The organism is Moorena sp. SIO4A1, from assembly GCF_010672065.1.
In the GTDB taxonomy this organism is placed as follows: domain Bacteria; phylum Cyanobacteriota; class Cyanobacteriia; order Cyanobacteriales; family Coleofasciculaceae; genus Moorena.
In genome coordinates, this window is the sequence record NZ_JAAHHX010000053.1 from 1 (window position 1) to 15,036 (window position 15,036).

Genomic DNA, 15,036 nt, shown 5'->3' on the forward strand with positions numbered 1-15,036 from the left:
CCAGCGATTTGTACAGTTTAGGGGTGACCTGTATTCATCTGCTTACCAACGTTCACCCCTTTGATATGTTTAATAGTCTAGAAGGGAAGTGGGTTTGGATCGATTACCTCAGGCAACCTGTCAGTGATCAGCTTATTCGCATTCTGAACAAAATGGTAGAGAATTTACCAAACCAACGCTACCAATCTGCTACTCAAGTACTCGGATCACTGGGTTTACCAGAGAATTTCGCTGCTATACCAGTAACGTCTTTATCTACAACAGTTACCCCTAAGTTTGAGACTCCTACTTGGAAATGTGTACATACCTTTTCTGAAGAATCTAGTGGAATTAATTCTATCGCCTTTAGCCCGAATGGAGAAACTATAGTTAGTGGTAGTACAGATAAAACTATCACGCTTTTTAACTGGCAAGCTAAAACAGTTGTCGCCAAACTTTCAGGACATTTAAATGTGATTGAGGCAGTTGGCTTTAGTCCAGATGGAGAAATTATCGCTAGTAGCAGTTGGGATAATACCATTAAACTATGGCATGAGTATACGGGAAATTTAATTCATACCCTTTCTGGACATTCAGGTTGGGTAAAGTGTCTGGCAATTAGTCACAATGGGCAACTTCTAGCTAGCGGTAGTGCTGATCAAACCATTAAGCTTTGGATGCTGAAGAAGGCATCATTACAGACAACTTTCTTTGGCCATTTAGGAACAGTTAATGCTGTAGCTATTAGTAAAGATGGACAACTGCTAGCTAGTGGTAGTGCTGACAAAACCATTAAGCTTTGGAATTTAGTAACTGGTAAGCTCACCGCAACGATTACTGGACATTCGGCATCGGTAGAGTCACTCACCTTTAGCCCTAGTGGTCAAATCTTAATTAGTGGCAGTGCTGATAAAACCATTAAGATTTGGTTGCTCAAGAGGGATCGGTATTTACAAATACCAAAGAAACCGTTGCTTACTCTCACAGGACATGGGCATGCTGTTAAATCTATTGCCATTAGCCCTCAAGGTAATACATTAATTAGTGGTAGTGCCGATAAGACTGTCAAAATATGGCATCCTGGTAGTGGTGAATTGCTCTATACTCTCACGGATCATTTAAGCGCTGTTACTACCGTTGCTATTAGCCATGATGGTGCTACCATTGCTAGTAGTTCTCAAGATAATACTATTAAGATTTGGCAGTTTGAGTGATTGGGAGAAAGGGAACAGGGAATAGGGAATAGGGAGTAGGGAATAGGGAATAGGGAGCAGGGAGTAGGGAGCAGGGAGTAGGAAAGAGCTCGAAAGAGTTTTTAATGTTGTGATAAATTAGCACTATTGTTCTTGAACCTCCCCATCCTAAGAGGATGGGGATTCCCAGGCACAACCTAAATGGCTGTTAACTCCGTGGGCGTAACTTTCCCTCGAACCGAAGGTAGCTGGGTAGGGTCAATACCCAGTTTTTTAAGACCTCGCATTTTAATGTTTACTGCACCATTTACATCAGCATCATCGTGATACCCACACTCAGTGCAAACGAATTTTTCTTTTTTTCGATTACTCCCACTAGTGTGGTGACACTTTGGACATCGCTGAGACGTATGTTTTGGGTTGATTTTAATTACTGGAATGCCTGACTTTGCAGCCACAACTTCAACCTTTTTAACTAGCTCGCCCCAAGCAGCATTAGATATTGCACGGTTTAATCCTCTTTTGGCCGATTGCCCATTGCGTTCGTAGCCGCCATTTTCATTGGGTTTAGGTTTGCAACGGGACTTCATACCTTTGATTAGAGTCGATGCCCAGTATTACCTGGGGCACCTCTCCTTTCGGCTAAGGCCGACGCTGCGCGAACAGAACCGTGCATGAAACTTTCGCCTCACACGGCTCCTAGATATCCTTACCTTTCGGTTTTGCTCCAGTGTATTTGTTGGTGGCAGCTCTGATGGACTGCTAGTAGGTTCTTTTTAGACCAGTTGTCGTGGTTTCCATCTATGTGATGAAGATGTACATCCTCGTCTTCCATGAACCTCAACCCACAATATCCACAGGAATGGTTTTGCTTTTTCAAGGCTTCAGAGGTAGCATCGGAGTATAATCGCGAATTTCGATTGCTCCAGTACACCAGGTCACCGTCGTAGGGTGACTTGGTTCCCCTTACGTTCACGTGTTGGTTTTGTTTATACCCAACTTTTGGGAATGCCTTTTTACATAGTTCATCAGCTCTATACCGACCTACTTTCTTTTCCTTTCGGAACTTTCGGTGGGCAGTGTTGTTCATGAACCACAAAGAATCCCGAGCGCTGCTCATATTGCAGCTGTTATGGTAGTTCCGCCAACCGCGCACAATGGGTGCCAATTTTCTGGCTTTTACTTCGGCACCATAATTCGAGCTGTTGACTATGGCTTTGATTTTCTTACGTATGTTTCGGTGGTTTTCCTCTGAGGGAATTGACCGAAATTTTCCGTTTTTCTGGACTCGGAAATACCAGCCCAGGAAATCAAATCCTTCTGTCGCTTTGGTTAACTTGGTCTTTTCAACGCTTATTTCCATCCCTCTCTCAACCAGGAATGCTTTGATAGAGTCTAGTATCTTCGTGGCGTTATCTTTTGGCTTCAGAATGACCACCATGTCGTCGGCGTACCTTAGACTGGTGTGTATATCTTCTATTCCGTCTAGTGCGATGTTAGCTAACAAGGGACTTACCACTCCTCCCTGGGGCGTGCCTTGCTCTGGAAACTCAGGGTCTACTCCTGCTTTAAGGCATCGGAATATTCCCTTTTTAATAGTTGCCGGAGCAATAACTCGTTTCATTATGGAGTTGTGGGAGATACGGTCAAAGCATTTTTTGATGTCTAATTCTATTATCCTTTTTGTTTTATTAGAGCCGCTTTTATTTGCTTTTAGGTGATTGTACAGGCGTTTTTGCACATCTTGTGCGCATCTTCCTGTCCTAAACCCGTAGCTGTCGGCGCTGAACAAAGCTTCATGAGCTGGTTCTAAGGCAAACTTAATTAGACATTGCCAGGCTCTGTCAGCAATGGTTGGTATCTTTAACATTCTTACTTTTCCATTCTTCTTAGGGATTGGAATTTCACGAAGTCCGCTATGTTTCCAGTCGTGGCCATAGAGGTTCAATGTTTCAACCAGTTCCATGCGTTCTCTGTAGTTGAGGCTTGACTTTCCATCAACTCCAGCCGTTTTCTTTCCTTTGTTTAGCTGTGTCACTTGACGTACTGCCAAAAGCTGAGCTGCGCGGGATTTCAGTATTAGCTTCTGTAAAGACCGTGCTTTCTTCAAGTCACCATCTCGAACTGCTTTGAACACTCTCTTTTGTAGGCGGAAAAGGTCTTGGCGGATTTTCTTCCACTTTTGACTTTTCCAAAGGTCGCTATATCGATTATTAGACATGCGTCTACCTATACTCTCCTAAGGTTTGTGTTTTCTGGATACCCGCAGCCAGTTATTTGGCTGCATCTTACCCGACAGTGAGGATTAAGTTTGGCATAACTTACTAGAGGTTCGACCTTTCTCTAGACTCAATGTTGCTGTCGTTTTTACTCGTTCCGTCTGTTAGATTTATTTGGCGATTTAGGGCAGTCCACTTTGCCTATTCCCTTCTCGAAGATTACGGATACCAAATATATAGCTCCGTGAGAATGTAAGGAATGAAGTCTCGCATATACTGGTCAGATTGCGGCTTGGACTTAAGACACTTTTTAAGGACTTTTGTTAATCTACCCGTGTCGCCTCCCTTTTAGCGGCAGTGTGGCACATCTGATTTACCTCTGATTCCGCCCTGATGCCAGCGTCACTCTGGTGGGTTGCCGCCCATCTCGGTGTGGCCAGATAAGGAGTCACATATCTTCTCATGGGGTTGGGTTTGCACCACCATCCAATCAGACAGTTAGGTTTGAGGTTTATTCCTCGCGCCCCTAGCTTATACCCCTCCCTACTACGGGAGGCTCCTAGCTAGAACGAGCCGCACATATTCAAGTCCTCAAATATCAGGGCATCGGCTTCATTTGTTAGGGTTTTAGCAGTTTCCCAGTGATATGCACGACGTTTATCAGTGATTCGATCATGCAATGAAGCCACTCTAGAGAAGGATTTTTTGCGGTTTTTTGAGCCTTTCTTTTTCCTACTCGCAGATCTTTGCCTTAATCTCAGACGTCTCGCTTGACGTTTTGATTTTTTGTCGTTAGCTGGATTGCTGATTATCTCTCCATTAGAAATACTAACGAGCTTTTTAATACCCAGGTCGCAACCTTTGACACGAGATGCATCAATTTCGCCTTTAGTTTTTACAGATGGATCTGGTACCGATTTGTCCTCAATCTGGAGACTTACAAACCATCCCCGTGCTTTTCGACGAACGGTTACGGACTTCACTGTAAATCCATCAGGGATAGGGCGAGACTTGTGGAAACGCATCCATCCTATCCCTGGTAGATAGATTTGATTGCCATCCAGCTTTACCTGTCCTGGAGCATATTTGAAGCTTCTAAATCGCGAACGTCTCTTAGGTTTAGGGTGTTCTGTCTCTCCTTTGAAAAACTTTGAAAAAGCCACATCTAACTGCCTTAACGTCTGTTGCAAGACAGTTGAATTGATAGTTTTGTACCAAGGTCGCTCTTTTTTGAGAGTTGGGAGACTTGAGCTCTGAGCTTCGTAAGCATTCCTACGAGGGTTCTTTTGACTTTTTTTCCAAGGATATCCGATAGAATGTGACTTGTTCACGGAACAGGTCAATGGACACGCTTCTCCCTTACTTTTAAAATCACAGTAATTACCTAGTCTTGGAGATCTAACTTGATCATAAGACTCATTTCTGTCTCTCAATAAGTAATTGTACTGAGCTAACAGCATATCTAGCCATCGGTTCATTGTGGCTTGTTGCTGATGATTGGGTCTTAGTTTATAGACGTATCCAAGCTGCATGGCTCGACCTCTCCATCCGTGCTATCTTAATTATATATTTCCGAAATTATATTGACAAGAGGATGCCTAAACAAAAATAAAAAAAAGTAGGAAGACCCCGACTTTATGACGAACCTAAAACAACCCATAGCATCAAGGCCACACAAACGGCTTGGAATGGATTGAAATACCTAGCAGCTTCTTCGGAGTTAAGTCTATCGGAGTATCTGGAATTTTTGGGAAAGACTGGTGTGCTACCTGAGTGATCGGTATTTGAAGGGAAAATTCATCCCTGGAGACGAAACCTTAGGAGAGTGGAGCCTTTATGGTTGGCAGGCTATGCATAAAAAGGTTAAAACTTATTGATTAAGGCTCCACTCTCCTTACGGTAACTTTAAGACCTAAGAGGACGGGGTATTCTTTTCCCCTGGCCTTTGGCCACGCTACGCGAACAAACTCCCCTATTCGATAACCTATTTATATAGCGGTTCTCATAGCTATAAGGTACACAGGATTTTTTTCCTGATCTGAAGTTCCCTATTCTCTCTTCCCTACTCCCTACTCCCTGCTCCCTGCTCCCTAACTTTGGAGTTACACTGCATCTATGGACAGACTCGGATCACCCCTATGGAAATTACCATCCAACTCCCCGATGAAATCGCTAGTCAACTCCAAGTAGGTGACCTCTCCCGCAGAATCCTTGAATTGATCGTGGCTGATCACTATCGTCAAGGTCAGCTTGGCGCTGCCCAAGTCCGCAGAATCCTTAACTTCTCTTCTCGCTGGGAAACCTACCAATTCCTCAAGGAGGAAAAAGCTTACCTTCCCTACACCGAAGCTGACCTAGACGAAGATCGCAAAATCCTTGACAATCTATTTTCAAAAGCTTTTAGATAAGCAAAATGGCAACCTCTCTAATAAATCCTGATCAAGATTTCGCTTTATGGGCTGTGCTGCTGTCAGCAGCAACAATTGGATTGTGGGCAGAACGTACTCCTTGGGGAGCTAAACTATCTGGGGCTGTTGTGACCATTTTGGTAACCTTCATCCTATCTAATCTTAGGATTATCCCACCGGATGCTCCCACCTATGGGGTGGTCTGGTCTTACTTAGTTCCTTTAGCGATTCCTTTGCTACTATTCCAAGCTGACTTGTTTCGGATTGTGTGGGAGGCTGGGTCTATCTTAATTGCCTATGTCATTGGTGCAGTGGGAACAATCCTAGGAACAGTAGTGGCTTACTATCTCATTCCTTTAGGAGAAGAAGGTTGGAAGTTGGCAGCAATTTTTTGTGCTACTTATATTGGTGGTTCTGTTAATTTTGCGGCAACCGCTGAAAGCACTGGGTTACGAGCAGGAGATTTACTCAGTGCCGGGGTAGCAGCAGATAATTTAGTTATGACCTTGTACTTTTTACTGTTGTTTGCTTTACCTTCAATGAAGTGGCTACGGGGAATTTTCCCTAACCAACGTTCCCATGAGAATACTAATTCTAGCCAGTTTAGTGTCTTTGATTCCCAGTCTCGACAAGGACTCTCTGTTATCGATATCACTTTGGCATTAGCCATTAGTATGACCACTTGTGCTGTAGGTTATGGTCTCGCTAGCTGGTTGGGCTTCAACAAAGGGGGAATTCTGGTGGTAACGGTTTTAATTGTGATGCTAGCGACAGTATTTCCAAGTTATTTAGGTAGGATAACCGCAGCAGAAAAAATTGGCTATCTGCTGATGCAGGTATTTTTTGCTGTAATTGGAGCCAGCGCTAATGTGGAAATAGTGCTACGAGTCGGATCAGTTCTGTTTATCTTTGCTGGATTAATTCTCGCCATCCATTTGTTAGTGCTACTGGGAGTTGGTCGATTGCTGGGTTTGGATTTAGCTGAATTGCTGATTGCGTCCAATGCTAATATGGGTGGGCCAACTACAGCAGCGGCTATGGCGACAGCACGGCAGTGGGATAAACTTGTTACTCCTGCTATTCTTTGCGGTACTCTGGGTTATGCAGTAGCTACGTTTATTGGTGTAGGATTAGGTAATTTTCTGCGGTCTTTGGGTTGATGTAGTATTTTGAAATTGGGTGAGGTACTTACGCCGGTGGATTTTAGGGAGCAGGGAGCAGGGAGCAGGGAGCAGGGAAGTCGGAAGTGGGAAAAAATACTGTTTACCTCATAGCTATGAAAAACGCTATATCGCATTTTCCTAGGTTTTGGAAATATTTCCGGATATAGGTAGAACTCCCTTGGATTCAGAAATAGTAGATGCACCCTGACTAATCCCTCAGCTACCCGCTGGGGTTTTTTTTTGATCTTGAACAATGGTATCTGGGGTGACGTTTCTGGGGATTTTGGTTTTTGCGATCGCGTAGCGGCTCCATTCGCGTAGCGTGGCCCAAAGGCCAAGGAGCATCGCATTTCCCTATGTTTTGCCAATGTTTCCGCCCACCTTCTGCACTTCAAACTGTAGTATTTTGAAACTCCCCCGGCTTATAGCCTTGAGGAGTTTCAATCGGGAGCAGGTCAAAGTTGATGAACTATCTAGTATTAGAGCAAGCTAAAACCCATGAGGGGGCTATAGCTTTAGTACAAATGCTCTGCATAAGTGACATGCTCCCTGTCAATCTCTTATATAGCGTTTTCCATACTTATGATTTAGACAGGATTTTTTACCAATTCCGAAGTTCCCAATTGCGAAGTTCCCTGTTCCCTAAAATCCCAAAATTGTCTACCTCACCGAATTGAAAACCGCTATATTATTACTAAGGCTGATAAGCATTAAGTAATTTACTGTGAGGCTGTACAAATGGTTAAGATTGATACTCAATCGGTGTAAATCGCTCAAAAATGGGCTTTTGAGATACTGTATTAGGGGTAATACCAAGTATCCTACCAAAGCCCTGTTGACTAATTGCAATTTTTCATATCCTAGATTGGCGAAGGTATTGTTAAAAACTAAATGATTCTATGAAACTAGTTTATAACGAGAAAACAAAGAAGCTTGAATTTCAATTTACATGGGAAACCTTTATCGATCCATTTTCCACTTATAAAACTGCATGGGCACTTATTAGATATGTAGTAGATCTAGTGAAATCACCAGGTAATCTTTCTCAAGATGATAGTGCAATCATAAGGTCAGTCATTGAGGAGGGGCGCAAGCAAAACGTTGATGAAATGGAGATTCAGATGAGCCGTGATGTTGCTTTGGGAATTAATGTAGATGGTATAAAAGGTGTCGATGTGACATTCGGAAGCAAAGGTAAAACAAATTATGTTATGAAGATAAAATATAAGTCTGATGACTAATCAAGCTGTCTAGTTATTATCAAGAATTCCTGTTTAATAACATAAAAGCCAATGAAGATAAAATCTGAAAAGCTGTGGTAGTAAACTTTAGCATGCATGCCTCTTGCCTTAGGCGTAGAACTATATCACAAAACCCAAGGCAATTTAGCAGAAGAATTCCAGGGTTTCTCCCAAGGAATACCACCAACTTCTAATCCACATAACTTACTTTCAGCTATCAAAATCGGTTCAACGTTATCCCCACGTCGTTGTTTAAGTTCCAACCTCAGGTGACCTTGCATAGTATCCCGGCAAATGAAATCTAACCCCTGTTCCGTCGGAGCTCGTAGAGGTGTACCAGGATAGTCAGTTGTACCAGTTAACTCTACTTCATACTCCCCATTGCGCCCTTGCATCTGCCAATTTCCCCAAGGCTCAATCTGCCAGCTTACTTCTGAATTCCACGGCACGAATTCATAAAATTTACCTTCGTAGTGAATGCCAATCAATGCAGCTGCTTCTGCCAACCCCATTACTTCCCGTCTACCACCACCAGCAGTTAGAGCCAGGTCTGGTTGATCGGTAAAACTGTTGCAATTAAGCCAAAACCACTTCTTAGGAAAAGCACGACCCCAATTTTTTTCCCCATAGGCCGGGACATTGGTAAAGTCATATAGCCTACCATTCCAATCAATCCAGCCAGTGGCTAAACCGTGGGCCATCAAGATTTGCCATCCTGGTTCAAATATCTGTAAAAACGAAAGCCAGCCAGCGGTTGATTGCTGGGGTTTTCCCTGATCTCCCCAGCCATAAATCGGTTTAATTTCATAGCGCCAATCACAATAGTTTCCGCTGGCTGGGTCCCGAATAAACCCTTGATTCAAGGTAGCTGTAGCCTGATATCCTTCCTTGATTTGATACTCAAATTTATCCGGGTCAAGGTATTGAGGAGTAATTTGTAATTTAGTTTTACCCCAATGTCCTAGACCTAAGGATTCCGATGACCCCCAAAACTGTTCCGGATGGGGGAAGGTACGACACAGATACTGATCATCAGGGCCTAGAATTTGGGCTGAACCCCCACTATAGGGTTGACCACCAATGGGGTCTTCAATGGAATACATAAACGCAAACGTCTGACCACAACTGGGTAACGTCACCCGATAGTACCAACCTTCAAAAAAGCGATCGCTCTTACCGTCCCAGTGATATCCGCTGTGGGGTGTTTGAAAAGGATGTGTCATAGACTAGGGTTTTGGTAGCTTGGGGGATTTTGCCATTAATTATTATAAATTCCAGCATCAACTCTTCCCCTAGAAGGGTTGAAAGTTAGCAGGTTACATGTTGCATGTTGGGCAAATAACCTACCCCACGGGAACGCCAAAGGCGAACAACCACATAACCTTCTATGGTGGGCAGATGGTGGGCAGTGCCGAGTAACCCTATAACCAGCTTGGTGAATCTGTCTGATGCACTGCCCACCCTACATTAACTGTTCCCTGTTACCCCTACTCCCTACTCCCTACTCCCTACTCCCTAATGCCCGATAAAAAGGTATTCACACCCGAAATGACTGCTGATGGCTCATTCACCTTCTTTTGTTCAGAAATTGGTGAATCCTATCACAGCCGACAAGGTGCCATAGAAGAAGCCCAGCTGAAGTTTGTCAAACCCTGCCAAATAGCTGAAAAAGCCCAACAGCCAGTGCTACGGTTATTAGATATCTGTTATGGTCTAGGTTACAACAGCGCTGCTGCCCTAGCGGAAATTTGGACACACAATCCCCACTGCCATGTCCAACTAGTTGCCCTAGAATTACACTCTACCGTACCACAAGCTGCGATCGCTCAGGGTTGGCTTAATCACTTTCCCAATCCTATCCCCCAACTATTAGAGGCTCTGGCAACTACTGGACTGGTTGAAACCCAGCAATTGCAAGCTCAACTCTATCTCGGTGATGCCAGAAAAACTATCCAACAGGTGCAACAAGCTAACTTCCAAGCTGATGCTATCTTTCTTGACCCCTTTTCCCCACCCAACTGTCCCCAATTATGGACTCTCGAATTTATTCAACACTTAGCCCAATGTTGCTCAGACACCGGTAGACTAGCCACCTACTCTTGTGCCGCAGCAGTGAGAATTGCCCTGATCACAGCTGGGTTTACTATTGGCTCTACCATTGAAGTGGGAAATCGGCAACCCGGTACTGTCGCTAGCTTTACTGAAGCTGATTTACCTAGCTTATCAATCCGAGAACAAGAACATTTGCAAACTCGTGCCGCTGTACCTTACCGAGACCCGAATTTATCAGACTCAGCCTCAGACATTCTACACCGACGCCGCCATGAGCAGCAAAACTCTTTACTTGAAGCAACCTCCCATTGGAAAAAGCGTTGGTTGAGAGAGCAAAGGGAATAGGGAACAGGGAATAGGGAATAGGGAACAGGGAGTAGGGAGTAGGGAGTAGGGAGTAGGGAGTAGGGAGTAGGGAGTAGGGAGTAGGGAGTAGGGAGTAGGGAGTAGGGAGTAGGGAGTAGGGAGTAGCAAAAGGCCAAACGTGTTGCTTAATAATTGAATGATTTTAAGAGTGAGGTGGAATGGGCATCTTGTGTGGAACTGGCATCTTGTGTAGAACTGGCATCTTGCCAGTTTCCTGGAATGGGCATCTTGTGTGGAACTGGCATCTTGCCAGTTTCCTGGAATGGGCATCTTGTGTGGAACTGGCATCTTGCCAGTTTCCTGGAATGGGCATCTTGTGTGGAACTGGCATCTTGTGTAGAACTGGCATCTTGCCAGTTTCATGCTTATTTTCGCGCGGGCAGGATGCCCACTCTACTCCTATTCATTCAAAGACTGACGCAACGCCAGGCAATAGGCAATAGGCAATAGTCAAGACGGTTTTAACGGATGCAGTCCCGATTCCCGATTCCCGATTCCCGATTCCCGATTCCCGATTCCCCTTTTATAGTAATAATACGGTAATTATTGACTTAATTAGCAATTAATCAAATTAAATAGGGAATAACACTATTTATTCTCCCAATATAGTAATCATGCTTCTCCGGAATTATTAATTCTCTCTCGTGCATCTTTAACAAAACTGCCAATTTATGACATCAAACTGAGGTCAAGTGTGAGTATGATAGGGATGCAAAGATGGAAGCAAAAAGCTAATCTATGGTTGCAGTAGCAATTCTAGCGGCAGGACGCGGAACTCGCATGAAATCTGACCTGCCCAAAGTCTGTCACCGTTTGGGTTCACAAACTCTAGTGGAGCGAGTGCTCAACAGTTGTGTTTCTATTAACCCCTCCAGAGTGATGGTGATTTGTGGCTATCAGAGTGAACGGGTAAAAGAAAGTCTGAGCGCCTACACCAATGTAGAATTCGTTGAACAGAAAGAGCAATTGGGTACTGGTCATGCCGTCCAGCAACTGTTGCCCCACTTGGCAGACGATACCGGAGACTTACTGGTCTTAAATGGTGATGTTCCCTTGTTGCGTCCCGACACCATTAAACAACTATTAGAAAGCCATCAAGCCCATAACAATGGCGCTACGATCCTAACTGCCCATGTGCCCAATCCCACCGGTTATGGACGGGTTTTCTGTGATAGTAACAATCAGCTGCAACAGATTGTGGAACACCGGGATTGCACTGATGCTCAAAAGCAAAATAACCGCATCAATGCTGGTGTCTATTGCTTCAACTGGTCTCAATTGGCTTTGGTCTTACCAAAACTCTCTGCGGATAATGACCAAAATGAGTATTACCTAACGGATACGGTTACCATGGTTAATCCAGTAATGGCAGTGGATGTGGAAGTAACCCACGAAATTCTAGGGATTAATGACCGTAAACAGCTGGCCATGGCTGAGCAGATTTTGCAAGAGCGGATTAAGGATAGCTGGATGAAGGCAGGGGTGACATTAATTAACCCAAACAGTATCACCATTGATGACACTGTCCAATTGCAACCTGATGTCATCATTGAGCCCCAAACTCATTTGCGGGGTAAGACCGTGATTGGTGCTGGTAGCAGGATTGGCCCAGGGAGTCTGATTGAAAATAGCCAGTTGGGTGAGAAGGTGACCGTGCTATATTCAGTGGTCAGTGATTCTGTGGTTCAAGATGGCACCCGTATTGGTCCCTATTCCCATCTTCGGGGTAATGCCCAAGTAGGAGAATCCTGCCGTATCGGAAATTTTGTGGAACTGAAAAATACTCAGATTGGCGATCGCACTAATGCCTCTCATCTATCTTATTTAGGAGATGCTACCCTAGGGTCCCGAGTGAATATTGGCGCAGGTACGATTACTGCCAATTACGATGGTGTTAAAAAGCATAAAACCCAGATAGGCGATCGCACTAAGACTGGCTCGAATAGTGTTTTGGTGGCACCACTCACCTTAGGAGAAGATGTCACTGTGGCCGCTGGTTCTGTGGTTACCAAGGATGTTCCAAACGATAGCTTGGTAATAGCTCGTGGAAATCAGGTAGTTAAACCCGGTTGGCGATTAAAGACCACTGAAGATTCCAACAGCTGAGCAAGTATAGGGATGGCTGTAAGTTGATCAGGTTGTTGCTAAATTCCCTAAATTGGGTGTTTCAAGAGGGGCAATAGGGGTAACAGAAGTAAGAAGGGGAAGCAAATGACTAAAGACTGCGATAATAATTGTTGAGGTAAAATTTAGCTAGCCTGATGACCTGGGAAATTGCTTCTGTTGTTGCTAAATCTGTTACCCCTATTTTAGGGAGAAAAATTCAAACTAGGCTAACTCCTGCCGACATCCACAAAGCAGTAGAGCAAGGACTCAAAGCTGCCCTAGTGCGAGAAGAACCCTTGGCACCAGAGCAGCGCCTTTTCTATTACTCTGCTCCTGATGCGATCGCGTTTTTTCTGGAAGACTTTTTCCAAGATAGGGAAGTACAGGAGGAATTACACAAACCCCTCCAAGAGGAGCACAAAGCACCATTAACCTCTTTGCTTGTGGAGAAATTTAAGCAGGTAGCCTCAAACTATGCCCCCACTCAACCACAAGATAGTTTTATCCTTCCCTGGATGGAAACCTTTGTCAAGACTTATACTGAGAAAACCAGCACTTATTTACAATTTCAACTAACTAAGGAAAACTATTTCCAGCAAATTTCCAACAAGATTGATCATGTTAAGTTTGCTGGGATGTTGGTAGCGACCCAGCATGGAAACCATTCCCTTAAGCTTGACCAAATTTTTGTCATGCCTGAGGTGGAAGTGTTACATCCTCCCAGTAGTCAGCGACCGGTAGAGTCGCGGGTTTTTCACCCTCAGGTAGCATTACCCGGTAAGCAATGGCAACCATTGCCCATGCAAACGGTTAAAAAAACTCTTGCCCAATATTTATCAGCCGTAAAAACCTGGCAGGTTACCTCTGCTAAATCCCGAAACGTCATGTTACTGGGTGCGCCTGGTTCAGGTAAAACCACCTTAATGAATTATGTTGCTGTCATGTTAGCCCAGAAGCAACCAGAAGCAATGGGGTTAGCGCCAGATCTTGACTGGCTGCCGATTTTAATTGATATTCGGGATTGGGTCGAGTATTCAGATATCAGTATTCTAGAGTATGCACGGCAGTTTGCTGAAAAAACCCTATTGGTGAAATCCCTGCCTAAAGGTTTCTTTGAACATTGGCTGGAGGATGGACGAACATTGATTTTGCTCGATGGGCTTGATCAAGTCACAGAACCAGCAAAAGGTGAGCAAGTCGTAGGTAAAATTAAGGATTTTATCCAGCAATTTCCTAACAATTGGGTAATTATAACCTGCGATAATTCCAGTTACCATAACTCAAATTTTATCTGGGAGTTTTACAGGAACGAAGAATTTTATCCCTATCAAATTCAGTCCTTTGATGACAGTCAAATAGAGGAATTTATTCAGCGCTGGTACTATAGTCAGATTCAATACAAAGCAGAAGCACAACGACTTAAAGAAAGCCTGAGCAAAGTGCTATATGAGCATCAGCAGATTAGACGCCTGGCACGAAACCCCCTATTGTTGACAATTATTACCCTAATTCACCGCTATCATTTCCGATTGCCTTTGGAGCGCTATCAGCTTTATGACCAGGCAGTAGACCTGTTATTAACCTCCTGGGATAATAAACCAGATATTAGTCCAGATATTAGTAATAATCAGAAGCTGAAATATCTGGGATTGAATGATTGTAGACGATTGATGGAACGTCTCGGGTATTGGATGAATATCCAGGAGAGTAAAACGGAGAAAGAAGGTAGGATAGTAATTAATCGAGATGAACTGATCGCTTGGTTTGGTAGAGAAATTAAAAACCTGAAACAGATTCAGTTATACGAGGCCAAGGCAGAGGCAAAACGGTTGGTTAATTTGATTAGGGATAGCGTAGCGGCTCCAAAGGAGCATCGCACTGGCATTTTAACACAACAAGGATTGGATGGTTACGCCTTTATCCATAAAATCTTTCAAGACTATCTGTGTGCTCAAGAAATTAACTATCAAGCCGATAATGAAGAAAATTTTGAGATTATCCTTAATCATATCCAAGACTATCTCCATGACTCCCACTGGCAAGACGTGTTGCTGCTACTAATTGCTCAGCTTAAACCAAAAAAAGCCGCTAAAGCAATTCAGGAAATTTTAAATCATGGCAGTGAGTATGAGTCTTGGTTACATCGGGATTTATTATTTGCTGCCACTTGCCTTACCGAAAATACTCAACCCTTGAAGATAGCAGATAATTCCCTACTGCAATAAATTTTAGCAGCATTAGTTACCCTAGCAGCCAGTGATTCACGGCGAGTTGGTTACCAACTCCATCAGCAAGTCTTTCAAACCCTT

16 protein-coding genes are annotated in these 15,036 nt (G+C 43.9%); 8 read left to right on the top strand and 8 right to left on the bottom strand.

Annotated elements, in window-relative coordinates; translation table 11 throughout:
* Positions 1-1,193: WD40 repeat domain-containing serine/threonine-protein kinase (locus F6K53_RS26615; protein WP_293082701.1), on the top strand; the 1,193-nt coding region annotated here is incomplete at its 5' end.
* Here F6K53_RS26615 and F6K53_RS26620 read toward each other — a convergent pair.
* The 5 genes from F6K53_RS26620 to F6K53_RS26640 all read right to left on the bottom strand — a co-directional run bounded on the left by F6K53_RS26620 (position 1,171) and on the right by F6K53_RS26640 (position 4,923).
* A complete protein-coding gene (locus F6K53_RS26620; protein ID WP_293025610.1) occupies positions 1,171-1,317 on the bottom strand; it encodes a hypothetical protein in 147 nt (48 codons plus the stop codon). The genes F6K53_RS26615 and F6K53_RS26620 overlap by 23 nt on opposite strands.
* Positions 1,318-1,369: 52 nt before the next feature.
* Complete coding sequence (locus tag F6K53_RS26625) at positions 1,370-1,762, bottom strand: transposase (protein WP_293025608.1); 393 nt, start codon at positions 1,760-1,762, stop codon at positions 1,370-1,372.
* A gap of 119 nt (positions 1,763-1,881) precedes the next feature.
* Positions 1,882-3,393, bottom strand: a complete 1,512-nt coding sequence (locus F6K53_RS26630) for a reverse transcriptase domain-containing protein (RefSeq protein ID WP_293030709.1) — start codon at positions 3,391-3,393, stop codon at positions 1,882-1,884.
* Positions 3,394-3,714: 321 nt separating this feature from the next.
* On the bottom strand, positions 3,715-3,855 hold the full coding sequence (locus tag F6K53_RS26635; RefSeq protein WP_293030707.1) for a hypothetical protein: 141 nt from the start codon (positions 3,853-3,855) through the stop codon (positions 3,715-3,717).
* A 99-nt stretch (positions 3,856-3,954) separates the two neighbouring features.
* Positions 3,955-4,923: a transposase gene (locus F6K53_RS26640; protein WP_293026345.1), complete on the bottom strand. Its 969-nt coding sequence runs from the start codon at positions 4,921-4,923 to the stop codon at positions 3,955-3,957.
* A gap of 606 nt (positions 4,924-5,529) precedes the next feature.
* On the opposite strand from F6K53_RS26640, the gene F6K53_RS26645 reads away from it, so the two are divergent.
* On the top strand, positions 5,530-5,799 hold the full coding sequence (locus F6K53_RS26645) for a UPF0175 family protein (protein WP_293026349.1): 270 nt from the start codon (positions 5,530-5,532) through the stop codon (positions 5,797-5,799).
* Positions 5,800-5,804: 5 nt separating this feature from the next.
* The gene (locus F6K53_RS26650) at positions 5,805-6,959 is read left to right on the top strand and encodes a DUF819 family protein (protein WP_293067865.1); all 1,155 of its coding nucleotides are present in this window, start codon (positions 5,805-5,807) and stop codon (positions 6,957-6,959) included.
* Here F6K53_RS26650 and F6K53_RS26655 read toward each other — a convergent pair.
* Entirely contained in the window at positions 6,899-7,330 is a 432-nt protein-coding gene (locus F6K53_RS26655; protein WP_293082704.1) for a hypothetical protein, read from the bottom strand. The genes F6K53_RS26650 and F6K53_RS26655 overlap by 61 nt on opposite strands.
* 531 nt (positions 7,331-7,861) lie before the next feature.
* Between F6K53_RS26655 and F6K53_RS26660 the strand changes: the two genes are divergently transcribed.
* A complete protein-coding gene (locus F6K53_RS26660; protein ID WP_293067862.1) occupies positions 7,862-8,203 on the top strand; it encodes a hypothetical protein in 342 nt (113 codons plus the stop codon).
* A 125-nt stretch (positions 8,204-8,328) separates the two neighbouring features.
* Here F6K53_RS26660 and F6K53_RS26665 read toward each other — a convergent pair whose 3' ends face one another.
* On the bottom strand, positions 8,329-9,426 hold the full coding sequence (locus tag F6K53_RS26665; RefSeq protein ID WP_293037488.1) for a tocopherol cyclase family protein: 1,098 nt from the start codon (positions 9,424-9,426) through the stop codon (positions 8,329-8,331).
* A 295-nt stretch (positions 9,427-9,721) separates the two neighbouring features.
* Here F6K53_RS26665 and F6K53_RS26670 point away from each other — a divergent pair, with 295 nt between their 5' ends.
* On the top strand, positions 9,722-10,600 hold the full coding sequence (locus F6K53_RS26670) for an MnmC family methyltransferase (RefSeq protein WP_293037490.1): 879 nt from the start codon (positions 9,722-9,724) through the stop codon (positions 10,598-10,600).
* Here the strand turns inward: F6K53_RS26670 and F6K53_RS26675 are convergent.
* Positions 10,544-10,909, bottom strand: coding sequence for a hypothetical protein (locus F6K53_RS26675; protein WP_293082706.1), 366 nt, complete (start codon positions 10,907-10,909; stop codon positions 10,544-10,546). The two genes, F6K53_RS26670 and F6K53_RS26675, sit on opposite strands and share 57 nt — an antisense overlap.
* On the opposite strand from F6K53_RS26675, the gene F6K53_RS26680 reads away from it, so the two are divergent.
* The 3 genes from F6K53_RS26680 (at position 10,895) to F6K53_RS26690 (ending at position 14,952) form a co-directional block, all read left to right on the top strand.
* The gene (locus tag F6K53_RS26680) at positions 10,895-11,071 is read left to right on the top strand and encodes a hypothetical protein (protein ID WP_293082709.1); all 177 of its coding nucleotides are present in this window, start codon (positions 10,895-10,897) and stop codon (positions 11,069-11,071) included. The genes F6K53_RS26675 and F6K53_RS26680 overlap by 15 nt on opposite strands.
* A 288-nt stretch (positions 11,072-11,359) precedes the next feature.
* Positions 11,360-12,727 (top strand): bifunctional UDP-N-acetylglucosamine diphosphorylase/glucosamine-1-phosphate N-acetyltransferase GlmU, encoded by a 1,368-nt coding sequence (gene glmU / locus F6K53_RS26685; RefSeq protein ID WP_293082712.1) that lies wholly within the window; start codon positions 11,360-11,362, stop codon positions 12,725-12,727.
* Between the two features lie 155 nt (positions 12,728-12,882).
* Complete coding sequence (locus tag F6K53_RS26690; RefSeq protein ID WP_293067850.1) at positions 12,883-14,952, top strand: NACHT domain-containing protein; 2,070 nt, start codon at positions 12,883-12,885, stop codon at positions 14,950-14,952.
* Positions 14,953-15,036: the final 84 nt, after the last annotated feature.